Origin of the sequence: Rhodobacter calidifons, from assembly GCF_011174775.1 — a bacterium.
Lineage (GTDB): Bacteria > Pseudomonadota > Alphaproteobacteria > Rhodobacterales > Rhodobacteraceae > Tabrizicola > Tabrizicola calidifons.
The window spans coordinates 25350-46481 of record NZ_JAANHS010000012.1 but is presented as its reverse complement, the minus strand read 5'-3'; the positions used below and the strand labels follow the sequence as shown (position 1 = coordinate 46481).

20 protein-coding genes, 1 tRNA gene and 1 riboswitch are annotated in these 21132 nt (G+C 68.4%); of the genes, 12 read left to right on the top strand and 9 right to left on the bottom strand.

All coding sequences use genetic code 11. From position 1 onward, the window contains the following. Window positions 1-3: 3 nt before the first annotated feature. The 8 genes from G8O29_RS14225 to G8O29_RS14190 form a co-directional block, all read right to left on the bottom strand. Window positions 4-951, bottom strand: coding sequence for a 1-phosphofructokinase family hexose kinase (locus G8O29_RS14225; RefSeq protein ID WP_166403894.1), 948 nt, complete (start codon window positions 949-951; stop codon window positions 4-6). A gap of 133 nt (window positions 952-1084) precedes the next feature. Further along, window positions 1085-2038 (bottom strand): MBL fold metallo-hydrolase, encoded by a 954-nt coding sequence (locus tag G8O29_RS14220; RefSeq protein ID WP_166403893.1) that lies wholly within the window; start codon window positions 2036-2038, stop codon window positions 1085-1087. 120 nt (window positions 2039-2158) lie between these two features. Then, entirely contained in the window at window positions 2159-2569 is a 411-nt protein-coding gene (locus G8O29_RS14215; RefSeq protein ID WP_166403892.1) for a metallopeptidase family protein, read from the bottom strand. 128 nt (window positions 2570-2697) lie between these two features. Continuing rightward, complete coding sequence (gene hpaH, locus G8O29_RS14210) at window positions 2698-3498, bottom strand: 2-oxo-hept-4-ene-1,7-dioate hydratase (protein ID WP_166403891.1); 801 nt, start codon at window positions 3496-3498, stop codon at window positions 2698-2700. Beyond that, a complete protein-coding gene (locus G8O29_RS14205) occupies window positions 3495-4349 on the bottom strand; it encodes a fumarylacetoacetate hydrolase family protein (protein WP_166403890.1) in 855 nt (284 codons plus the stop codon). Before G8O29_RS14205 ends, hpaH begins: the two co-directional genes overlap by 4 nt. Window positions 4350-4353: 4 nt before the next feature. Then, window positions 4354-5334 (bottom strand): 3,4-dihydroxyphenylacetate 2,3-dioxygenase, encoded by a 981-nt coding sequence (gene hpaD, locus G8O29_RS14200; RefSeq protein ID WP_166403889.1) that lies wholly within the window; start codon window positions 5332-5334, stop codon window positions 4354-4356. A gap of 2 nt (window positions 5335-5336) precedes the next feature. Continuing rightward, window positions 5337-6842, bottom strand: a complete 1506-nt coding sequence (gene hpaE / locus G8O29_RS14195; RefSeq protein WP_166403888.1) for a 5-carboxymethyl-2-hydroxymuconate semialdehyde dehydrogenase — start codon at window positions 6840-6842, stop codon at window positions 5337-5339. Beyond that, window positions 6839-7231 (bottom strand): 5-carboxymethyl-2-hydroxymuconate Delta-isomerase, encoded by a 393-nt coding sequence (locus G8O29_RS14190; RefSeq protein WP_166403887.1) that lies wholly within the window; start codon window positions 7229-7231, stop codon window positions 6839-6841. The genes hpaE and G8O29_RS14190 overlap by 4 nt, the downstream gene beginning before the upstream one ends. Before the next feature lie 654 nt (window positions 7232-7885). Here G8O29_RS14190 and gltX point away from each other — a divergent pair. From gltX to gcvP, 5 genes are all read left to right on the top strand, one after another. Continuing rightward, window positions 7886-9211, top strand: coding sequence for a glutamate--tRNA ligase (gene gltX, locus G8O29_RS14185; RefSeq protein ID WP_166403886.1), 1326 nt, complete (start codon window positions 7886-7888; stop codon window positions 9209-9211). Window positions 9212-9317: 106 nt separating this feature from the next. After that, window positions 9318-10724, top strand: coding sequence for an MATE family efflux transporter (locus G8O29_RS14180; RefSeq protein ID WP_166403885.1), 1407 nt, complete (start codon window positions 9318-9320; stop codon window positions 10722-10724). A gap of 780 nt (window positions 10725-11504) precedes the next feature. Continuing rightward, a riboswitch (glycine riboswitch) is annotated at window positions 11505-11605 on the top strand. Between the two features lie 153 nt (window positions 11606-11758). Further along, on the top strand, window positions 11759-12880 hold the full coding sequence (gcvT, locus tag G8O29_RS14175) for a glycine cleavage system aminomethyltransferase GcvT (protein WP_166403884.1): 1122 nt from the start codon (window positions 11759-11761) through the stop codon (window positions 12878-12880). Window positions 12881-12888: 8 nt separating this feature from the next. After that, on the top strand, window positions 12889-13248 hold the full coding sequence (gcvH, locus tag G8O29_RS14170; protein ID WP_128515594.1) for a glycine cleavage system protein GcvH: 360 nt from the start codon (window positions 12889-12891) through the stop codon (window positions 13246-13248). Between the two features lie 96 nt (window positions 13249-13344). Then, window positions 13345-16212, top strand: coding sequence for an aminomethyl-transferring glycine dehydrogenase (gene gcvP / locus G8O29_RS14165; RefSeq protein ID WP_166403883.1), 2868 nt, complete (start codon window positions 13345-13347; stop codon window positions 16210-16212). A gap of 79 nt (window positions 16213-16291) precedes the next feature. Here gcvP and G8O29_RS14160 read toward each other — a convergent pair whose 3' ends face one another. Further along, on the bottom strand, window positions 16292-16927 hold the full coding sequence (locus G8O29_RS14160) for a hypothetical protein (RefSeq protein WP_166403882.1): 636 nt from the start codon (window positions 16925-16927) through the stop codon (window positions 16292-16294). Between the two features lie 148 nt (window positions 16928-17075). Between G8O29_RS14160 and G8O29_RS14155 the strand changes: the two genes are divergently transcribed. The 7 genes from G8O29_RS14155 (at window position 17076) to G8O29_RS14125 (ending at window position 20997) form a co-directional block, all read left to right on the top strand. Beyond that, a complete protein-coding gene (locus G8O29_RS14155) occupies window positions 17076-17762 on the top strand; it encodes an AzlC family ABC transporter permease (RefSeq protein WP_166403881.1) in 687 nt (228 codons plus the stop codon). Continuing rightward, a complete protein-coding gene (locus G8O29_RS14150; RefSeq protein WP_166403880.1) occupies window positions 17759-18082 on the top strand; it encodes an AzlD domain-containing protein in 324 nt (107 codons plus the stop codon). The genes G8O29_RS14155 and G8O29_RS14150 overlap by 4 nt, the downstream gene beginning before the upstream one ends. 60 nt (window positions 18083-18142) lie before the next feature. Beyond that, entirely contained in the window at window positions 18143-18460 is a 318-nt protein-coding gene (locus tag G8O29_RS14145) for a DUF3775 domain-containing protein (protein ID WP_166403879.1), read from the top strand. A 61-nt stretch (window positions 18461-18521) separates the two neighbouring features. Then, complete coding sequence (gene trxC / locus G8O29_RS14140; RefSeq protein WP_166403878.1) at window positions 18522-18965, top strand: thioredoxin TrxC; 444 nt, start codon at window positions 18522-18524, stop codon at window positions 18963-18965. Window positions 18966-19052: 87 nt separating this feature from the next. Further along, window positions 19053-19128 (top strand) — tRNA-Ala (locus tag G8O29_RS14135). A 241-nt stretch (window positions 19129-19369) separates the two neighbouring features. After that, window positions 19370-20197, top strand: coding sequence for a sugar phosphate isomerase/epimerase family protein (locus G8O29_RS14130; RefSeq protein ID WP_166403877.1), 828 nt, complete (start codon window positions 19370-19372; stop codon window positions 20195-20197). After that, entirely contained in the window at window positions 20194-20997 is an 804-nt protein-coding gene (locus G8O29_RS14125; RefSeq protein WP_166403876.1) for a metallophosphoesterase, read from the top strand. The genes G8O29_RS14130 and G8O29_RS14125 overlap by 4 nt, the downstream gene beginning before the upstream one ends. The last annotated feature ends 135 nt before the right edge of the window (window positions 20998-21132 follow it).

Below are 21132 nucleotides of genomic sequence, written 5' to 3'. Positions count from 1 at the left end.
GGGTCAGGCGGCGCTGACCACGCATTCCGGCAGAAGCCGCATCACGTCCTCCGGCCGGCAGAGCTGGGTCGCGTCGGTGGTGACCGCGGCCGAGGCTGCCGCGGAACCCAGCGCCAGCGCCTCGGCATTGGACTGGCCGCGGGCCAGCGACAGGACGAAGGCGGCGACGAAGCTGTCCCCGGCGCCGACGGTGGATTTCACTCGCACCCTGGCCGCCCGGGCAAAGAGCCGCTGCCCGGCATCGGCCAGCACGTTGCCCTCGGCCCCGCGCGCGACGATCACGGTCCTCGCCACGCCCCTGCGGACCAGCGACTGCGCGAATTCGGCCGTGTCCTCCAGCGTCGGCAGCGGGCGGCCGGCCAGCTCCTCGCCCTCCGGTCCGTCCATCCGCAGCACTTCCAGGCCGGGAATCGGATGCCGCACCGCCTCGGTCAGGGTCGCACCGGAGGTATCCAGCACGACGCGCGTCTCGGGCATCGAGGCGGCAAGCTGTGCGGGGAAATCGACCGGAACGCCCGGGGGCTGGCTGCCCGAGATCACCGACAGCCCGCCAGGCCGCGCGGTGGCGCGCAGCAGCGTGAAGACGCGCGCCCGTTCGGCCTCGCCCCAGACGGGACCGGGCAGCATGAAGCGATACTGCTTGCCGGTGGTGACCTCGTTCACGGTCAGCGACTGGCGCGTCTCGCCGGGGCCGAGGATGGAGAGGAAGGTGACGCCCTCCTGCCGGATCAGTCCCGCCAGACGGTCCCCGGTCAGCCCGCCGATGGCCACCAGCGCCAGGCTGTCGCCCCCCAGCGCCTTGATCGCGCGGGAGACGTTCAGACCGCCGCCGCCGGGGTCGAGCAGGGGTTCGGTGCAGCGCAGCTTGTGGCCGGGGATCAGCTCGTGCACCTCGGTCGCCATGTCGAGCGCGGGGTTCAGCGTCAGGGTCAGGATCGGGGCTTGGGTCATGCGGCACCTGTTCGTGTTACCGCTATCATAGACCCTTCGCGCCGAAATGGAACCGCCCCCGGTGCGCACCGCCGGGGGCAAAAGTTGCCGAAGACTCTTGCCAGAATCCTTCGAAGGATTCCGGCCCTTCGCCTCAGCCGTTCAGCATAAGCTGGTAGCTGGCGGGGATGTAGCGGAAGCCTTCGCCCATCGCCTCGACATAGCCTATGCCGGGGAAGGGCATGTGGTAGCCGATGAAGGGGATGCGGTCGGCGGCGATCTGGCCGAAGACGGCGCGGCGGGTTGCGGCAGCCTGCGCCTTGTCGGCGTCGAAGCGCACCTCCCAGTCGGGGCGTTGCAGGGACCAGACGTAATGGTTGGCGGTGTCGGCGGTGATCATCAGGCGCTGGCCGTCGGATTCGACCTGATAGACCATGTGGCCCGGCGTATGGCCGAAGGCGTCGATCCCGGTGATGCCCGGGGCCACGCTGCCGTTGTTGCCGATGAAGCTCATCCGGTCGGCCAGAGGCTTCACGGATCTGTCGAAGCCTTCGTTGCCGGCGGCAGACCAGTGATTGTGCTCGACCGCCCCGGTGACATAGCGGGCATTCGCGAAGGTCGGTGTCGTGCCGTCCGCCCCCATCAGCCCGCCGATATGGTCGCCGTGCATATGGGTCAGGACCACGACATCCACCATCTCGGGCGACATCCCAGCGGCGTTCAGCGCGGCAAGGGTGGCCTCGGCGGCAAGACCCGTGTCGAACAGCACGATCTCGGCCCCGGTGTTCACCACGGTCGGCGTGAAGAAGTTCTGCGTCCGGTCGGCAGGGATGAAGTTCGCCGCCGACAGCGCGGCAAAATCCTCGGGGCTGGCATTGGTGCCGAAGGTCTCTTGCGGCTTGTCGCTGGCGCGGGTGCCGGCAAGCAGCGTCGTGACCTCGAAGCTGCCCAGCCTGAAGCGGTTCCAGGGCGCGAAGCCCGAACCCTGCATCGTCTCCTGCGCGGCAAGCGGCAGCGGCAGGGCGGCGGCAAGGGGCAGGCTGGCCCCGGCAAAAAGGGCCTGGCGGCGGGACAGGCCATTGGTGCGGCCCGCGACGTGGTCGGTCATGTCTTCCTCCATTCTGCGGATGCCGGAAGGATAGGCCGGATCGGCCACGGGGCCGGTCACAGGACCGTCATCCGCCGGGCACGGCTGCACACCCCCTGTGCGCAAGGGCCGGGAACCCGGTCACTCCCACCAGCGGTCGATGGCGGCGATCTGGTCGTCGGTCCAGCCGAAATGATGCGCCAGCTCGTGCACCACGACATGGCCGACCAGATCCTGGATCGACACATTGCCGCGTTCGGCCCATTCGTCCAGGATCGGGCGGCGGAACAGCCAGATCACGTCCGGGCGCGTCATCTGTTCGGCGGTGGACTTCTCGGTCAGGGGGATCCCGTCGTAAAGCCCGGTCAGGTCGAAGGCGTCGTCGACGCCAAGTTCTTCCAGCATGTCGTCGTCGGGAAACTCCTCGACGCGCAGGCGGACAAGGGTCGCGGGTTCGCGGAAGGGGGCGGGCAGGGTCGCGACGGCCTCATGCGCCAGCTGTTCGATGAAGGCGAGCGAGGGGGCGATGCTTTCGGGTGCGGGATCGGTCATCCCCGGGAGATAGGAAGGCCATGCGCCGGGTGGAAGGGGGGACGCGGCGGTTCTGCGCGTTGTGCCGGGGGCGGGACCCGGAAAGTTTGCCGCAGCCGGAACGGGCGCCCCGGCCCGGCCGCGCAGTCCTAGGCGAAGGTCAGGCTGACCGCGCCGAAGGGGCCGAAATCGGCGTGGAACCGGCTGCCGGGCGGGGCTTCGACCGGGCGGATGAAGCTGCCGGACAGAAGGATCTGCCCCGCCTCGATCCCCTGGCCATAGCGGGCCAGCCGATGCACCAGCCACAGGATTCCCGTCACCGGATCGTTCAGCACACCGGCGCCGAGGCCGGTTTCTTCGACCACGCCGTCGCGGCTGACGATGGCCCCGATCCAGCGCAGGTCGAAGGCCTCGGGCGCGTGGCGCTGCGGGCCTAGGACGATGCCGGCGTTGGCCGCATTGTCGCTGACGGTATCGGTGATGATCCGCGTCCGGCCCGTGGCCGGATCGGCGCGCAGGATGCGGGTGTCGAGGATCTCTAGGCTGGGCGCCACCCAGTCGGTCGCAGCCAGCACCTCGGCCCGCGTCACTCGGTCGCCGCGCAGGGGGGCCTTCATGGCAAAGGCGATCTCGGCCTCGATCCGGGGCTGGATGAAGCGGCCGGGCGGCACGGTCGCTCCGTCCGTGAACAGCATGTCGTCCAGAAGAACGCCGGAATCCGGTGTCTCGATCCCCAGCGCCTGCTGCATCGCACGGCTGGTCAGGCCGATCTTCCAGCCGATGACCCTGCGCCCTTCGGCGCGTTTGAGGGCGACAAGGGCGGCCTGCACGGCATAGGCGTCGTCCAGCGTCATGTCGGGATGGATCAGGGAGAGAAGCCCGCATTGTTGGCCCGTCCGTTCGGCCTGAAAAAGCATTTCAGCGGCGGTCGTGATCTCATCCGGCGTCATTCGTCTGCGACCCCGTTCCGCAGCGTGCCGATGCCTTCGGCGCTGACTTCGACTGTGTCCCCCGGTTTCAGCCAGACCGGAGGATCGAAGCGCGCGCCTGCCCCCGTGGGGGTGCCGGTGACGATGATGTCGCCGGGGACCAGCGTGGTGAAGGTGGAGATGTAGGCGATCTGCCGCGCCACCGGGAAGAGCATCCGCCCGGTGCGGTCCTGCTGGCGCAGCTCTCCGTTCACCCGGGTTTCCAGTGCGATGTCGGTGATCTGCGCGGGGTCGGTGAAGGGGACGGCCGAGGGGCCGATGGAGCCCGAACGGTCCCAGTTCTTGCCTTGCGTCACGTTGAACTTCGCATGCCGCACCCAGTCGCGGATCGTGCCTTCGTTGCACAGCGTCAGGGCGGCGATATGGGACAGCGCCTCGACTTCAGGGATGCGGCGGCCGGCCTTGCCGATGATGACGGCGATCTCGCCTTCGTAGTCGAGTTGCGGGCTTTCCGGCGGGCGGATCAGCGGCTGCCCGTGGCCGGTGAAGCTGCGGGCAAAGCGGGGGAAGAGGGACATGAACGGCGGGGCATCCTGACCGTCCTTGTACTCGGCATTGCGGTCGGGGAAGTTCACGCCCACGCAGATGATCTTTTCCGGGTCGGGGATCGGGATGTCGTATGTGAACGATCCTTCGGGATGGCTCGCCGGGCGGCCTTGCCCTGCTTTCAGCACCCGAAGAATCGCCCCGGCCTCGATCACGTTGCGCAGGGTATTCCACTGCGGAAACTCGGGCGACAGGGCGAGAACGCCTCCCGCAGCGGTCACGCCCCAGTGTTGCTTGCCATCGGCGGAGAAGGTCACAAGGTTCATGGCGTCAGGGCGCGATGATCGGGGTTGCCTTCAGGTCGCTATCGGCCAATGTGGCGCCGTCAAAGACGGACCCCAGTTCGAACCACGACCGCGGCGCGGGCGCGCCCCAAAGGGTCTGGCGCTGCGGGTCCTTCAGGTCCCACCTGATCGGCTCCAGGTCCGGGTCGCAGGTCTGGTAGTCGGAACAGTAGATTTCCGTCCGGTGCCCGTCCTTGTCGCGGATGTAGAGGAAGAAGGCGTTGGAAATCCCGTGGCGGCCGGGGCCGCGTTCGATGTTCGCAAGGTAGCCGGTGGTGGACATCAGGTCGAGAAGGTCGATGATGTTCAGCGGCGTCGGCACCCAGAAGGCGGTGTGGTGCAGGCGCGGGCCGGTGCCGTTGGTGAAGGCGATGTCATGGACGCCGCCCTTCCGGTGCATCCAGGCGGCCCAGGTGCGGCCCGTCTCCTCATCCGCGGTGTATTCTGTGACGCGGAAGCCCATGTCGCCGTAGAATTCCACGGCCCTGTCCACGTTCGACGAGAACAGGTTGAAGTGGTCGATCCGCAGCGGCTTGACCCCGCGATAGAGACGATACTGCTGGTGGATCGGCGGCAGGCGGTCCATCCGCGCGTAGAATTCCAGCGGCACGCCCCAGGGGTCGCGGGTGGCGAGGACCCGGCCCATGAAGGGGCGCTCAGACCAGGCGAAGGGCAGGCTGCGCGCCGTGAACCAGTGCGCGGCGCGGTCGAGGTCGTCCTCGGACCAGACCTTGAAGCCGAGGACGCCCACCGAAGCCTCTGCGGACTGGCGCAGGATCATGCAGTGATGGCCGCGTTCCTCCATCGCGCGGAGGTAGATGGTGGAGGCATCCTCGTGCGTGACCTGAAGGCCCAGCGTGTCGACGTAATAGGCGCGGGACCAGGCGAGGTCGGTGACCTTCAACTCGACATGGCTTAGCCGGACGATGTTGAAGGGCGGGTTCAGGTTCGGGGCGGGGATGGGCATCGTCAGGCTCCCAGTCGCTGGATCTTGTGGTGGCCCAGGGCAAAGGCCACGTTCTTCTGTTCCATGTAGAATTCGAACGACCAGTCCCCGCCGTCACGCCCGATGCCGCTGGCCTTGACCCCGCCGAAGGGGGTGGGCAGGTGGCGGACGTTTTCGCTGTTCACCCAGATCATCCCCGCCTCCAGCCTTTCGCCGAAGCGCAGGGCGCGGGTCAGGTCACTGGTCCAGACATAGCCGGTCAGGCCGTAGGCGGTGCCGTTGGCGATGGCCAGAGCCTCTTCCTCGTCCCGGAAGGTGATCGAGGTGAGGAAGGGGCCGAACACCTCTTCCTGCGCGATGCGCATATCCGAACGGGCGTTCGTGAACAGGGTCGGGCGGATGAACCAGCCCTTGTCGCCGACGCGGATGCCGCCCGCTGCCAGGGTCGCGCCCTCCCCTTGGCCGATATCGATGTAGGAGGTCACCTTGTCGAAATGCGTCTTGTGGATCAGCGGGCCGACCTCGGTTGCCGGGTCCAGGGGATGGCCGACGCGGATTTTGTTCACGCGGGCGACCAGCATTTTGTGGAACCTGTCCGCAATCGTCTCTTGCACCAGCAGCCGGCTGGAGGAGGTGCAGCGTTCGCCGTTCAGCGAATAGATCATGAAGATCACCGCATCCAGCGCGCGGTCAAGATCGGCATCGTCGAACACGATCACCGGGTTCTTGCCGCCAAGTTCGAAGTGGACACGCTTCAGCGTGTCGGCGCCTTGCTTCATGATCATGCTGCCGGTGCGGCTTTCGCCGACGAAGGCGATGGCCTTTATGTCGGGGTGTTCGGTCAGCGCCTTGCCTGCGCCCTCGCCCATGCCGTTCACCAGGTTCAGCACGCCGGGCGGCAAGCCCGCCTCATGGCAGATCTCCGCCAGAAGGCGGGCGGTCAGGGGGGAGAACTCCGCCGGTTTGTGGACGACCGTGCAGCCTGCGGCCAGCGCCGGGGCGATCTTCCAGGTGGACAGCATGAAGGGCGTGTTCCAGGGCGTGATGACGCCCACCGGCCCGATGGGATGGCGGCTGGTCACGTTCAGGTGGTCTTTTGTGGGAAGGCTTTTCCCGTCGCGCGCGCCAGGCGCGAGGTCCGCGAAGAAGCGGAAGTTTCCCGCCCCGCGCAACGCGGCCTTGGACATGAAGCGCCAGGCCTGCCCGGTGTCCCAGCATTCGCAGAGCGCGATTTCCTCTGCCCGCGCCTCGATCAGATCGGCGATGCGGTGCAGGATCGCCTTGCGCCTGTCGCCGGGCAAGGCGGCCCAGGCCGGGAACGCGGCCTTCGCCGCCTTTGCCGCTGCGTCCACTGTCGCCTCGGTGCCAAGTGCCACGCGGGCGATCAGGCTTTCATCGACGGGGGAGCGGGACTCGAACCAGTCGTCCCCCGTGACATCCTTCCCGTCGATCAGGTTCAGGATGCCCGTGTCGCGGAACCGGGCCAGGTGGCCGTCAAGGTTCGCCAGATGGGTGGCAAGGTCGGTCACTGGGTTTCTCCCGGCAGGTAGCGGCGGATCGACGAGGTCTTGGGCGACAGCGCGGGGTCGATGTCGCGCATTTCGAAGGACAGCAGGAAGGACGAGGTTTCAAGGACCTTGGCGCAATAGGCCTGTGCCGCGGCGAAGATCTCCGCCGTTGCGCGGGCCTTGTCCTCGGCGCTGCGGCCGGCGCGCAGGCGCAGCGAGATGTCAAGGAAGGCATGCTCCGGGTTGCCGTCGGCGATCACCACATGGGTGCAGGCCGTGGCACGGACGCGGATCCCCGCCAGCGGCAGGATGCCGGTGGCAACCGCCGCATCGCGCAGCACCCGGCACAGCCCCGCGATGTCCAGGCGGTCTTCAAGGTTCGGGGAATAGTCGATCTGGATATGGGGCATCGGCCGGGGTCCTGCATATATTTGCTTTGTTAAGCAAATCGCGGATGAGAGTCAATCTGCAATGGACGTTCCTCGCTCAGGTGTCGGCGCGGCACCGGGTTTGCTGCCAGGCTTTGGGGGCAGTCGATGGTGGGGCACGGCCGCTCTGCCCATCGCGATGACAGCGGGCATGGCGGCGAAAGCCTGGCCACGGGGTTTTCGCCGCGGCGGACCGGAATGTCGATCTGTCCGATGCCGGGCGGCCGAGACTTCGGCCCGATCCCTGACCGGCTTGGTCCGCACCGGATGACCAAGGCCTGTCCTTTCCTCCGGCGGCTCCATTCGGTGGACGAGGGCGTCCTGCGCGCGCCGATCCTGGCGGGGCTGGAGGATCCGGGCCGACAAGGGCAGATCCACCCGCTCTGGGCGGGCCATGGGCCGAGACGGTCGGCGATGACGGCTCTGACAGCCGCCGCAAGGCCGGGGTGGCCCGCCACGATCGGCAGGACGGCGCGAAGGCGCCGACCCTTGCGCATGGGCGCATTCGTGGCCGGACGACAGCGCGTGACCAGGCCGTTCCGGTCCGACAGAGGATGATCCGGATCGGGTGATCGGTCCGCAAACTGGACAAATCCGGGGGCTTGTGACAGGGAAGGGCGGTTCAAGGAGCCGCAGATGACCGTCACCACCCGCTTTGCCCCCTCGCCCACCGGCTGGATCCATGTGGGCAACCTCCGCACCGCGCTGATGAACTGGCTGATCGCGCGGCAGAACGGCGGAACCTTCATCCTGCGGCTGGACGATACCGACCAGGAACGCTCGAAGCAGGAATACATCGACGGGCTGATGGAGGATCTGACCTGGCTGGGTCTGACCTGGGACCGGGTCGAGCAGCAGTCGAAACGCCTGGCGCGCTATGCCGAAGCGGCCGAGCAGCTGAAGGCAGCGGGGCGGTTCTACGAATGTTTCGAGACCCCGGTCGAGCTGGACCTGAAGCGGAAGAAGCAGCTGAACATGGGGAAACCGCCGGTCTATGACCGCGCGGCGCTGGCGCTGACCGAGGCGCAGAAGGCCGCCTATCGTGCCGAGGGGCGGCAGGGCTACTGGCGCTTCAAGCTGGATCAGGAACGGATCGAATGGGACGACCGGATCATCGGCAGGGTCTCGATCGACGCGGCCTCGGTCAGCGACCCGGTGCTGATCCGGGCGGACGGGCAGGTGCTGTATACCTTCGCCTCGTCGGTGGATGACGTGGACATGGGGGTCACCCATATCGTGCGCGGCGCGGACCATGTGACGAACACCGCGACGCAGATCCAGATCATGCAGGCCCTGGGGGGCACGCCCCCGACCTTCGCGCACCACAGCCTTCTGACCGGCCCTCAGGGCGAGGAACTGTCCAAGCGTCTGGGCGTCCTGTCGCTGCGCGACCTGCGGGCGCGGGGGGTGGAGCCGATGGCGCTGTTGTCCCTGATGGCGCGGCTGGGGTCGTCTAAGCCGGTGGAACTGGCTGCGTCCATGGAGGACCTGATTGCCGGGTTCGATGTCGGCTCCTTCGGCACCGCCCCCACGAAATTCGACGCCGAGGACCTGTTCCCGCTGACCCGCCATCATGTCCAGTCGCTGCCCTTCGCGGCGGTGCGGGACCGGGTGCTGGCGCTGGGCGTGCCGGAGGCCGAGGCCGAAGCCTTCTGGAATGTGGTAAAGGGCAACATCACGATCCTGGACGATCTGCGCGAGTGGTGGACGCTGTTCCGCGACGGGGCGGAGCCGGTGGTGGATGAGGCGGACCGCGACTTTGTCCGGCAGGCCATGGCGATGCTGCCGCCGAAGCCATGGACCCAAGCGACCTGGGGCGAGTGGACGGCCGCTGTGAAGGAGGCGACGGGGCGCAAGGGCAGGGACCTGTTCCGCCCCCTCCGCCGGGCGCTGACCGGGCGGGATGCGGGCCCGGAGATGGCGGATGTGATGCCGCTTCTGCGCAAGGTGCCGGGCGTCTGAGTCCCTGGGGTGGCCCCGGGGGCTTCGCGCCCCCGGACCCCCGCGGGATATTTGTGGACAGATGAAGGGCTGGACCTGGGCTTCCCGGTCGGGTCAGGAGAGAAACATGGCCGGATCGGGCGCGCAGGCGAAGTTTGTCGAGGGAAGCCTCTTCCGGCATGTTTCGGTGATGGCGCTAACCTCGTCGGTCGGGCTGATGGCGGTCTTTGTCGTCGATCTGATCAACATGGTCTACATCGCGCTTCTGGGTCAGGCCGAGCTTGCGGCGGCGATCGGCTTTGCCGGGGCGATCCTGTTCTTCACCACCAGTTTCGGGATCGGCATGTCGATTGCCGTGGGCGCGCTGGTGGCGCGGGCGCTGGGCGCGCGCGATCCGGCGCAGGCGCGGGCACGGGCGACGACGGGGCTGATCCTGGGCCTTCTCTTCGGCGCGGTCTTTGCCGCCGCGGTCTGGCTGGCGCTGGGGCCGCTGGTCGGGCTGCTGGGGGCGACGGGGCGGACGGCGGACCTGGCGGTGCATTTCCTGGCGATCGTGGTGCCCTCGCTGCCGCTGCTGATGATCGGCATGATCGGCGGGGCGATCCTGCGCAGCCATGGCGATGCGCGGGCGGCGATGATGGCCACGGTCTGGGGCGCGCTGGCGACGGCGGTGCTGGATCCGATCCTGATCTTCGGTCTGGGCTGGGAACTGACCGGGGCCGCTCTGGGCAGCGTAGCCGCGCGGGTGGTGATCGCGGTCATGGCGCTGCGGCCGATCACGGCGAAATACGGCGGGTTCGACCGGCCGACGCCGGCGCAGGTGGTGGCGGACATGGGGCCGGTCTGGGCGATTGCCGTGCCGGCCATCCTGACCCAGGTGGCAACGCCCATCGGCCAGGCCTTCGTCACGCGGGCGACGAGCGCCTATGGCGAGGCGGCGGTGGCGGGCATGGCGATCGCCGGGCGGCTGACTCCGGTTGCCTTCGGCGTGATCTTCGCGCTGTCCGGTGCCATCGGACCGATCATCGGGCAGAACTTCGGTGCCGGGCGCATGGACCGGGTGCGGCGGGCGTTCCGGGACGGGCTGATCTTCACGGCGCTGGTGATTCTGGTCGTCTCGGCCCTGCTTTTCGTCCTGAGGGCCCCGATTGCCGATGCCTTCCGGGCCGAAGGGCTGACGCGGGATCTGGTCTATCTCTTCTGCGGACCGCTGGCGCTGCTGTGGTTCTTCAACGGGATGATCTTCGTCGGCAATGCCGTCTGCAACAACCTTGGCCGGCCCTTCTGGTCAACGGTGGTGAACTGGGGGCGGCATACGCTGGGGACGATTCCGCTGGCGCTCTGGCTGGGCCAGTACTGGGGCGCGCAGGGGGTGCTGGTCGGGCAGGCCATCGGCGGCGTCATCTTCGGTCTTCTTGCAGCCTGGCTGGCCCTGGTGGCGATCCGGGCACCGGCGCTTCCCGCTGCGTCGCGCGCGGTCCCGCCTGTGCCCGAGGCCGAACCGATCGCCAGCCCCGGCGGACGGCGGGCCTGACCCGGGCAGCAAGGCCGAAGCCGTTCGCGGCGGGTACCGATCCGCCGTGTTCTGCCGGGAAGGTTCCGGAGGGATCGCAGGGCAAGCCTTGCCGACTACAGCCATGCCCCGCCAGGGGTGGCCGGCAGCGGCGCCGATGCCGGACGTGCCGATGGCAACGGTCTCATCTGCGCTCTGGCCGGGGCCGACAGCCTGTTGCGCCGCAGGCACCCTGCTGCGCGGATCGGCGGGAGGGTGAGGGGCAGCTTTCCGGGCTCGGCGGGTGATGACCTCATCCACGGGGGCTCGGGCAACGACAGTTCCCGTCAGAGAGGGCCGGGACATCCCGGGCCTTTGGGCCTGCGGCCGGTTGTGGATGCAGACCACCTGAACCAGGCCGACCGGGGACCGGGGCATGCGCCCTTCCAAGGCCGGAAAGGCGCCCTCTCCGGGACCATGGCCTGCCTCGAAATCGGGCGGATCCGTCCGGGCCAGGGTGGGTGGACAGCCTGCACCCGGGCGATCCTGTCCTGACGCCCTGCGCCGGTCCGCAGCCCGTCCGCCGGACGAAGGCCGGCCGGCCGGCCCGAACCGCGGCCCGAACCGCGGCGCGACGGGCGGCTGCGGCTCGGCCCCGGGCCGGAGGTGTCGGCAGCCAGTCCCGTGCCGCGCCTGACGCGGAAGGCCACGAGACCCGGGCTCTGCCGGGATCCCGAGCCCCACGGGCGGCGCCCGCTGACGGCATACCATCGTATCCCGGTTTTCACTTGCCCGTCCGGCAGGCTTTGCGCTAGTCAAAGGATGTCAGTTTCGGGAGAATCCGGCGGGCCCGCACGGGCCCAATGGTGCCGAAGGAGCAACCGCCCCGGTAAACTCTCAGGCGCAAGGACCGTTGCTGACGACAGACTCTGGAGAGTGCCCGGGCCGTCCCGGGACGCCGAAGGGATAACGATCTCAGGCGCACGCGACGTGCAGGGACAGAGGGGGCATCGAGAGGCGGGGATTGGCCCGCCTGACGGTGCCGGTGCGTTTTCCGGCCAGGGATGGAGGCGGCGATGGCCGATCTGGAGGAGCCGGAAATTCTGCGCCTGGGGCTGGAGCCCCTGCATGAAGAGCTGGGCGGCAGGATGGTGCCCTTCGCGGGCTACCGGATGCCGGTGCAATACGCCGATGGCGTGCTGAAGGAACATCTGCACACCCGCGCGGCGGCGGGGCTGTTCGACGTCAGCCACATGGGGCAGGTGATCCTGCGGCCGAAGGGGTCGATGGAGGACCTGAAGCTTGCCTTCGAGGCGCTGATGCCGGTGGATGTGCTGGGTCTGGCCGAGGGGCGGCAGCGCTATGGTCTGTTCACCAACGATGCGGGCGGGATCCTGGATGACCTGATGTTCGCCAACCGGGGCGATCATCTGTATGTGGTGGTGAACGCGGCCTGCAAGGCGGCGGACATCGCGCATATGGTGGCAGGGATGCCGGGGGCAGCTGTCGAACCCGTGACCGACCGTGCGCTGCTGGCGCTTCAGGGGCCGGGGGCCGAGGCGGCGCTGGAGGCCCTGGTGCCGGGGGTCGCCGCGCTGCGGTTCATGGATCACCGGGTGATCGGCGACATCTGGGTCAGCCGGTCGGGCTATACCGGCGAGGACGGGTTCGAGGTCTCGGTCCCCGAGGCAGAGGCGGAGGGCTTTGCGCGGCGTCTGCTGGCGCAGCCCGGCGTGGCGCCGATCGGGCTGGGCGCGCGCGACAGCCTGCGGCTTGAGGCGGGGCTGTGCCTTTACGGCCATGACATCGACACCACCACCAGCCCGGTCGAGGCGAACCTCGCCTGGGCGATCCAGAAGGCCCGCCGGGCGGGTGGCGCGCGCGCGGGCGGCTTTCCCGGTGCCGCGCGGATCCTGCGCGAACTGGCCGAGGGGCCGGAGCGGCTGCGCGTCGGCCTGCGCCCCGAGGGTCGAGCGCCGATGCGCGAGGGGGTGGAGCTTTTCGCCCCGGACGGGACGCCGGTCGGACAGGTGACCTCGGGCGGGTTCGGGCCTTCGGTCAACGCACCGATTTCCATGGGTTACGTTGCCCGCGCCCATGCTAGCATCGGCACGCAACTGATGGGAGAGGTGCGCGGCAAGCGTCTGCCCGTTACAGTGACCGCGATGCCCTTCCAACCGACAACCTACAAGCGCTGAGGACGATCATGAAATACACCAAGGAACACGAATGGCTGCGCGTCGAGGGGGACCTCGTGGTCGTCGGCATCACCGAACACGCCGCGACCCAGTTGGGCGATGTGGTCTTCGTGGAACTGCCCGAGACCGAGACCATGGTGACCGAGGGCGACGAGGTCTGCGTGATCGAAAGCGTGAAGGCGGCCTCGGACATCCTGGCGCCCGTCGACGGCGAGATCGTCGCGGTGAACACCAAGCTGGTGGACAATCCCGGCCTGGTGAACGAGGACCCGACCGGGGCCGCCTGGTTCTTCAAGATGCGCGTCGATGACCTGAGCGTGCTCGACGATTTCATGGACGAGGACGAATATCAGGAGCTGATCGGCTGATCCCTCGCGCCCGGTTCCGCGCCGGGCAAAACTTTTCGAAAAGTTTTGCAAATTCCTTCGAAGGAATTTGTCCGCCCCATTCCAGAGGCCAGTGCCATGACCTTCACGCCCACCGACTACAACCCCTACGACTTCGCCAACCGCCGCCACATCGGCCCCTCTCCGGTGGAGATGGAGGAGATGCTGGCCGCCGTCGGTGCGCGGACCTTGGACGAGCTGATCGACCAGACCGTACCGCCGTCGATCCGCCAGTCGCAGCCGCTGAGCTGGGCGCCCCTGGCCGAGCATGAGCTCTTGGCGAAGATGAAGGAGGTGGGCGCGAAGAACCGGGTGATGACCAGCCTCATCGGGCAGGGCTATTACGGCACGGTGACGCCTCCGGCGATCCAGCGCAACATCCTGGAGAACCCGGCCTGGTACACGGCCTACACGCCCTATCAGCCCGAGATCGCGCAAGGCAGGCTGGAGGCTCTGCTGAACTTCCAGACCATGGTCTGCGACCTGACGGGGCTGGACGTGGCGAACGCAAGCCTTCTGGACGAGGCGACGGCGGCGGCCGAAGCGATGACCATGGCCGAGCGCGTGGCGAAATCGAAGGCGCGGGCCTTCTTCGTGGACCGGTTCTGCCATCCCCAGACCATTGCCGTCATCAAGACCCGCGCGCTGCCTCTGGGCATCGAGATCATCGAGGATGACGTGCGCAAGCTGGACCCGTCGCAGGTGTTCGGCGCGATCTTCCAGTATCCGTCCAGCTACGGCCATGTGATCGACTTCACCCAGCGGATTGCCTCCCTGCATGCCGCCGGGGCCATCGCGATCATGGCGACGGACCTCCTGGCGCTGTGCCTGTTGAAGGAACCCGGCGCGATGGGGGCGGATATCGCGGTGGGTTCGGCGCAGCGCTTCGGGGTGCCGATGGGCTTTGGCGGCCCGCATGCGGCCTTCATGGCGGTGAGGGATGCCTACAAGCGGCAGATGCCGGGGCGGATCGTGGGGGTCAGCATCGACGCGCAGGGAAACAAGGCCTATCGGCTGTCCTTGCAGACCCGCGAGCAGCATATCCGGCGTGAGAAGGCCACCAGTAACGTCTGCACGGCGCAGGCGCTGCTGGCCGTCATGGCCTCGATGTATGCCGTCTTCCATGGCCCAAAGGGCCTGCGCGCGATCGCCGAACGGGTGCATTTCCTGACCCAGCGCCTTGCGCGCGCCTTGAAGGCGGCGGGCGCGGTGGTCGCGCCACGCGCCTTCTTCGACACGATCACGGTCGAGGTCGGCGTGGGTCAGGCCGGCATCCTGGCTGCGGCGCGGAACGAGGGCCTGAACTTCCGCAAGATCGGCAACAACCGCGTGGGCATCAGCCTGGACGAGACCACGGACGAGCGTGTGCTCATCAAGGTCCTGCGGGCCTTCGGCATCGAGGGCGTTCCGCCGCACCGCGCGACGCTGGGCTTCCCCGAAGAGATGCTGCGGACGACCGACTACCTGACGCACCCGGTCTTTCACATGAACCGGGCGGAATCCGAGATGATGCGCTACATGCGCCGCCTGTCGGACCGCGACCTGGCGCTGGACCGGGCGATGATCCCGCTGGGGTCCTGCACGATGAAGCTGAACGCGGCGGCAGAGATGATGCCGATCACCTGGCCGGAGTTCGGCAGCCTGCATCCCTTTGCCCCGCGCGACCAGGCGGCGGGCTACATGGAGGCGATCAGCGACCTGTCGGCCAAGCTGTGCGAGATCACCGGCTATGACGCGATGTCGATGCAGCCCAACAGCGGCGCGCAGGGGGAATATGCGGGGCTCCTGACCATCCTTGCCTACCACCGCGCGCGCGGGGACCATCAGCGCAAGATCTGCCTGATCCCGACCTCGGCGCATGGCACCAACCCGGCCTCGGCGCAGATGGCGGGGATGGAGGTCGTGGTGGTGAAGGCCTCGGCCAACGGCGATGTGGATGTCGAGGACTTCCGGGCGAAGGCCGAGGCGGCGGGCGACAGGCTTGCGGCCTGCATGATCACCTATCCCTCGACGCATGGCGTCTTCGAGGAGACCGTGCGCGAGATCTGCCGGATCACGCACGACCACGGCGGGCAGGTCTATATCGACGGGGCGAACATGAACGCGCTGGTGGGCCTCGTGAAGCCGGGCGAGATCGGCGGCGACGTCAGCCACCTGAACCTGCACAAGACCTTTGCCATCCCGCATGGCGGCGGCGGTCCCGGCATGGGGCCGATCGGGGTCAAGGCGCATCTGGCCCCCTATCTGCCGGGGCACCCCGAGACGGACAACCCCGAAGGCGGCGGGCTGAAAAGCACCGATCAGGGGACGGTTTCGGCGGCGCCTTACGGGTCGGCGTCGATCCTTCTCATCTCCTGGGCCTATTGCCTGATGATGGGGGGCCCTGGCCTCACGCAGGCGACGCGGGTGGCGATCCTGAACGCCAACTACATCGCGGCGCGGCTTTCGGGGCACTATCCGATCCTGTTCATGGGCAACAAGGGGCGCGTGGCGCATGAGTGCATCCTGGACACCCGGCCCTTCGCCGACCATGGCGTCACGGTGGACGACATCGCCAAGCGCCTGATCGACAACGGGTTCCACGCGCCCACCATGTCCTGGCCGGTGGCGGGGACGCTGATGGTGGAGCCGACGGAATCCGAGACCAAGGCCGAGATCGACCGCTTCATCACCGCGCTGCTGTCGATCCGCGAGGAGATCCGGGCGGTGGAACGGGGCGAGATCGCGGCCGAGGACAGCCCTCTGCGCCACGCCCCGCACACGGTGGCGGCGCTTGTGGGCGACTGGGACCGGAAATACAGCCGCGAGACGGGCTGCTTCCCGCCGGGCTCGTTCCGGGTGGACAAATACTGGCCTCCGGTCGGCCGGGTGGACAATGTCTATGGCGACCGGAACCTTGTCTGCACCTGCCCGCCGGTCGAGGCCTATGCCGAAGCGGCGGAGTAGGAGCCGAAATCATCAAGCAAGGATCCTGACAGATTTCTTGCCCGAGAAATCTGGCCCTTGGGGCAGGCCAAGCGCCGGATCAGGGCTGCGGTTTCGGTGCAGGTGCACCCAGGGCACCGGAAGGCTGCGCGCCGATGCCGCTGGTGCGCGGCCCGCCCGGGTCGGGCAGACCGGGCAGACCCGTCATGCGAGGGTGAGGATCAGGCACCTTGCCCCCTGCACCGCCGTGCCGGGCAAGGCAGTCCTGCGCCTGCGCCAGTGCCGGGCCGATGCCGTCCACGTCGAAACCGTCGTCGATCCCCATGCCCAGGATCCGCAGGTAGCGGCCGCTGTTCAGGAAAGCGACCGTCGCCGCGATCCCGGTATAGGTGATGCCGGCATGGCTGTCGTCCCAGGCCTCGCCGCTGCCGATGGCGGGCAGGCCGGTCTCCATCATCACCCAAAGCTCGAAGGTCTGGCCGGGCTTGAAGGTCACGCCGGGCCGCGACATCAGGATCGACAGGGTGTCGTCGGGAAAAAGCCCCAGCCACAGCGTCTGGCCGTCCAGGTAACTGACCGTGGCGTAGCAGTAGGCAAAGCGGCCCGCGGCATCGGTGTAGGCGCCGCCGATCCAGTTGCCCGCCTCGAACGCCGAGCCGGGAATTTCCCGGACCTCGGCCAGCGCCGGAGACAGCAGGAACGCGACGGCCAGAAGGGCAGAGGGGGCAAGGTGCATGGGGCGGTCCCGGGGCGCCGGGATGGTCGGCAGACCGGCGACATACCGGGCAGATTGGCAGTCGGGCGCCACTGGTGCAAGACGGGCTTTCCGCAGCGAAAGCAGGGCATTGACCAGGTCCTTTCCCCCGGGCTAGCCCTGCCGGGTGATGACCGCGCCCAAGCCCTCATTCCTGAACGGACTGGCCGCCAGCCTGCCGATCGTCATGGGCTATCTGCCCATCGCCTTTTCCTTCGGCGTCGCCGCCACCCGCGCAGGCTTCAGCGCGACCGAGGCCTTCGCCCTGTCGATGATCATCTACGCCGGGGCCTCGCAGTTCCTGGCGCTGGCGCTTCTCTCCTCGGGCGCGCCGGTCCTGATCTCGGCCTTCACGCTGATCGCGATGAACCTGCGGCATGTCCTTTACGGCCCGGCCCTGATGCGCGAGGCGGGGGACCAGGCCAGCACCCGCCACGCCTGGGCCTGGGCCTGGGGCCTGACGGACGAAGTCTTTGGCCAGGCGCTGGGGTCGCTGGCGCGCGGGCAGCGGTTTTCGGAAAGCTACATGTTCGGCCTGGGCCTCGGCGCCTATGCGGCCTGGGTTCTGGGCACCGTCGCCGGGGCGCTGGCGGGGGGCGGCGCGCTGGAGGCCTGGCCTGCCGTCAGCGCCGGGCTTGGCTTCATGCTGCCCGCGCTGTTTCTGGCGCTTCTGCTGTCGATCCTGAGCCGCCGCCAGCTGCCGGTGATCGCGGTGGCGGGTCTGGGGACGGTGGCGGGGACGCTGACGCTCGGCGCGACGAGCGGCATCCTGCTGGGGATGCTGGCCGGGGCGCTGGCCGGGATGGCGCGGCGATGAACGGGGACCTTCTGACCGTCGCCCTGCTGGCCGGGGCCGCGAACTGGGTCTTCCGGGCCCTGCCGGTCATCACCCGCAGCGACCGGATGGCCCCGGGCGGCTGGCTGGAGCGGTTCCTGTCTGCCACCGGCCCCGCCGCCATCGCCACGCTGTTCGTCGCGGCGATCCTGCCCGCGCTGACCCCGGACCTTCGCGCTCTGCTGCCGGTGATCGCGGGGACGCTGGCGGTGCTGGGGGTCCATGCCGCCCGGCGCTCGGTGGTGGGGGCGACGCTGGCCGGGGCGCTGGTGCACGGGCTGGCGGTCTGGCTCTTGGGCTGACGGAAGGCTTGCGCCGGTGCGCGGCATGGGCGACGATGCGTGCAGGAAGGAAGGCCCGCCATGCTGGAAATCAGCCCCCGGAAAGTCGTGCATGTGATCTATCTGGCGCGGGAAGCCGATGTCGGTTCGGCGGAACTGCATGCCTTCATCGACGCCCTGAACGACGACGAGAAGGCGCAGCTGACCGCTGTCGCCTGGGTCGGTCGCGGTGCCTTCGAGCCCGAGGATTTCGATGAGGCCGTCGCCACCGCCCTGGCCGAGGCGACCACGCCCACGGCCGATTACCTGATGGGGATGCCGCATCTGGCCGAGAACCTCGAGGCCGGTCTGGACGCGCTGGGGATCGACGTGGCGGGCGAGGAAGAGGATTTTCTCTGACACCCTTGCGAAAACGGCTACGACTTCACATCTTCAAAGCAAACGATATGTGAGGAGCCAGATGCCCGTTGCCGATGCCCTGAAACTGACCTGCGCCGCCTGCGGCCAGACCAACCGCGTCCCCGCGTCCCGGCTGTCCGACGCCCCGAAATGCGGGGTCTGCGGCAGCGTTCTTCTGGATGGCAAGGTCGCCGAACTTGACGCCGCCACCCATGACAAGGTGACGCGCGGCGACAGCCTGCCTGTCCTGATCGACTACTGGGCGCCCTGGTGCGGGCCCTGCCGGATGATGGCGCCGGAGTTCGCCAAGGCCGCCCAGACCCTGGCGACCGAGGCCCGGCTGATGAAGCTGAACACCGAGGATCATCCGCAGATCTCGGCCCGCGCCGGGATCCGGGGCATCCCCGCGCTGATCCTCTACCGGGGCGGCCGCGAGATCGCCCGTCTGGCCGGAGCGCGCCCCGCGGACGACATCGTCGCCTTCGTCCGCCAGCACGCCCGCTGACGCCGCCCGCTGACGCCGCCCGCTGACGCCGCCCGCTGACGCCGCTTGACTCCCCTGCGGATTTCGGATGAATACGGCGTCGCGGATGGGGCAGTAGCTCAGTTGGGAGAGCGTATCGTTCGCAATGATAAGGTCAGGGGTTCGATCCCCCTCTGCTCCACCAATCTCTTCCCCTTTCACGATGGATCAGGCGCTGCTGCGGGCCGTCGGCGCCCTGTTCTGATCGCGCCGGTCCGGCGCAAGGGCCGGCAGGCAAGGCCAGGCCTGCGCGACAGCCTTTGCCGAAGCCGAACGACGCCGGCGCCGCAGGGACGGCTCCTGTTGCGAATCTTTAACCGAATTCGCACATCCCTGTCATAACGCCGCGCCAGCATCCCCGCGTCACTGACGCAGGATGCCCCGAAATGACCACACGACCGATCCTTGGTGCCGCGCTCTGCCGCGACAGCCTTGCCGCCCACCGCGACTGGCTGCTGGAAGCCCCCCGCGACCTGGAATTGCAGCACTTCGTCGATGCGCCGGTGCTGGACGGCGACTGGTCGGGCCTCGCGGACGAGGTGAACCGGCTGCTTGACGGCCATCAGGGCCGCCGGGGGATTCACGGGCCGTTCTGGGGTTTCACCATCGCCTCCTACGACCCCGAGGTGCGCCGGATCGTGGCCCGCCGCATGGACCAGGCGCTGGATGTCTGCGCGGCGGTGAAGGGCACGCATGTCGTGATCCACTCGCCCTTCACCACCTGGGGTTACAACCACCGCGGCCTCTATCCCACCGACACCGCCCGGCTGCTGGAGGCCACCCGCGACACGCTGGGCGCCGCGCTGAGCCGGGCCAGCGACATGGGCGTGACCTTCGTGCTGGAGAACATCGAGGACGTGGAACCCTCGGACCGCGCCATGCTGTGCGCGGAACTCGGCTGGCAGGCGCTGGAGCTGTCGGTGGACACCGGGCATGCGCATTACGCCCATGTCTCGACCGGCGCGCCGCCGGTGGATTTCTACATCCGCGCCGCAGCGGGCCGGCTGGGCCATGTCCATCTTCAGGACGCCGACGGCTTTGCCGACCGGCACTGGCAGATCGGGCATGGCACGATCCTGTGGCCGTCCGTCTTTGCGGCGCTGGCCCAGGCGCGGGCGGCGGGCGCCAATCCGCGGCTGATCCTCGAACTGCGCGACAAGGCCGGGGTGGTCCCCTCGGCGCAGTATCTCAAGGCGATGGGGCTGGCGGAATGAGCCCGCTGAAATTCGTCATCCTGTCGGACCTGCACCTCGGCCCGCCCGGCGTGCCGGTCAACGGGCTGGACACCGGCCAGCGCACGCGCGAGGCGCTGGACGCGATCCTGCGCGACCATGCCGATGCGGCCTTCGTCCTGCTGGCGGGGGATCTGGCCGACCGGGGCGAGGCGGCGGCCTATCGCCACCTGCACGACCTGATCGCCGACCTGCCGATGCCGGTCTATCTGACCCTCGGCAATCACGACGATCGCGCGGCCTTCCTGTCGGTCTTCGGGACGGCGCTTGACGATCCCTTGGGCCGGGTCTCCACCGCCTTCGACGCGGCCGGACACCGGATCATCCTTCTGGACACCACCGAGCCCGGCCTCGTCGGCGGGCGGCTCTGCCAGGGCCGGCTCGACTGGCTGGCCGCCCGGCTGGACGAGGCCGAGGACCGCCCGGTGATCGTGGTGCAGCACCACCATGCCAATCCGCTGTTCCTGCCGGTCGATGCGATCATCCTGGAAAACGCTGCCGCCTATGTCGAGGTGCTGAACCGCCACCCCGAGGTGCGCCAGGTGATCGCGGGGCACGTCCACCTGCCGACTTCGGCGGTCTGGAAGGGCCTGCCGATGACCACGCTTGCCGGTTCGCACTATTCCGTCACGCCGCATGTGCCGGGCGTGCCGGGCCGTCAGCGCCAGCTGGAAGGCCCGGCGCAGATGGCGGTCGTGCTTCTGCATCCCGAAGGCGTCACCGTGCATTTCCAGGATCACGGCGAACGCCACCTGACCCTGGCGCCGGGCCTGTTCCACTAGGCCCCCCGGCGCCGCCAAGCCTGCGATCTTGAGTCCGCCGGTCCTTCCGGCGGGTAGGAAAGATTTCGCTTAAGGTATTGATATGTCGTATGATTTTTGACGATCTGTCGTCAATCTGTCATCGAATCCCCGCAT

Excerpts from the sequence above, each read along its gene's own strand:
- G8O29_RS14225 (WP_166403894.1), bottom strand. The coding sequence starts at position 951 with ATGACCCAAGCCCCGATCCTGACCCTGACGCTGAACCCCGCGCTCGAC.
- G8O29_RS14220 (WP_166403893.1), bottom strand. The coding sequence starts at position 2,038 with ATGACCGACCACGTCGCGGGCCGCACCAATGGCCTGTCCCGCCGCCAG.
- G8O29_RS14215 (WP_166403892.1), bottom strand. The coding sequence starts at position 2,569 with ATGACCGATCCCGCACCCGAAAGCATCGCCCCCTCGCTCGCCTTCATC.
- hpaH (WP_166403891.1), bottom strand. The coding sequence starts at position 3,498 with ATGACGCCGGATGAGATCACGACCGCCGCTGAAATGCTTTTTCAGGCC.
- G8O29_RS14205 (WP_166403890.1), bottom strand. The coding sequence starts at position 4,349 with ATGAACCTTGTGACCTTCTCCGCCGATGGCAAGCAACACTGGGGCGTG.
- hpaD (WP_166403889.1), bottom strand. The coding sequence starts at position 5,334 with ATGCCCATCCCCGCCCCGAACCTGAACCCGCCCTTCAACATCGTCCGG.
- G8O29_RS14190 (WP_166403887.1), bottom strand. The coding sequence starts at position 7,231 with ATGCCCCATATCCAGATCGACTATTCCCCGAACCTTGAAGACCGCCTG.
- gltX (WP_166403886.1), top strand. The coding sequence starts at position 7,886 with ATGACCGTCACCACCCGCTTTGCCCCCTCGCCCACCGGCTGGATCCAT.
- G8O29_RS14180 (WP_166403885.1), top strand. The coding sequence starts at position 9,318 with ATGGCCGGATCGGGCGCGCAGGCGAAGTTTGTCGAGGGAAGCCTCTTC.
- gcvT (WP_166403884.1), top strand. The coding sequence starts at position 11,759 with ATGGCCGATCTGGAGGAGCCGGAAATTCTGCGCCTGGGGCTGGAGCCC.
- gcvH (WP_128515594.1), top strand. The coding sequence starts at position 12,889 with ATGAAATACACCAAGGAACACGAATGGCTGCGCGTCGAGGGGGACCTC.
- gcvP (WP_166403883.1), top strand. The coding sequence starts at position 13,345 with ATGACCTTCACGCCCACCGACTACAACCCCTACGACTTCGCCAACCGC.
- G8O29_RS14160 (WP_166403882.1), bottom strand. The coding sequence starts at position 16,927 with ATGCACCTTGCCCCCTCTGCCCTTCTGGCCGTCGCGTTCCTGCTGTCT.
- G8O29_RS14155 (WP_166403881.1), top strand. The coding sequence starts at position 17,076 with ATGACCGCGCCCAAGCCCTCATTCCTGAACGGACTGGCCGCCAGCCTG.
- G8O29_RS14150 (WP_166403880.1), top strand. The coding sequence starts at position 17,759 with ATGAACGGGGACCTTCTGACCGTCGCCCTGCTGGCCGGGGCCGCGAAC.
- G8O29_RS14145 (WP_166403879.1), top strand. The coding sequence starts at position 18,143 with ATGCTGGAAATCAGCCCCCGGAAAGTCGTGCATGTGATCTATCTGGCG.
- trxC (WP_166403878.1), top strand. The coding sequence starts at position 18,522 with ATGCCCGTTGCCGATGCCCTGAAACTGACCTGCGCCGCCTGCGGCCAG.
- G8O29_RS14130 (WP_166403877.1), top strand. The coding sequence starts at position 19,370 with ATGACCACACGACCGATCCTTGGTGCCGCGCTCTGCCGCGACAGCCTT.
- G8O29_RS14125 (WP_166403876.1), top strand. The coding sequence starts at position 20,194 with ATGAGCCCGCTGAAATTCGTCATCCTGTCGGACCTGCACCTCGGCCCG.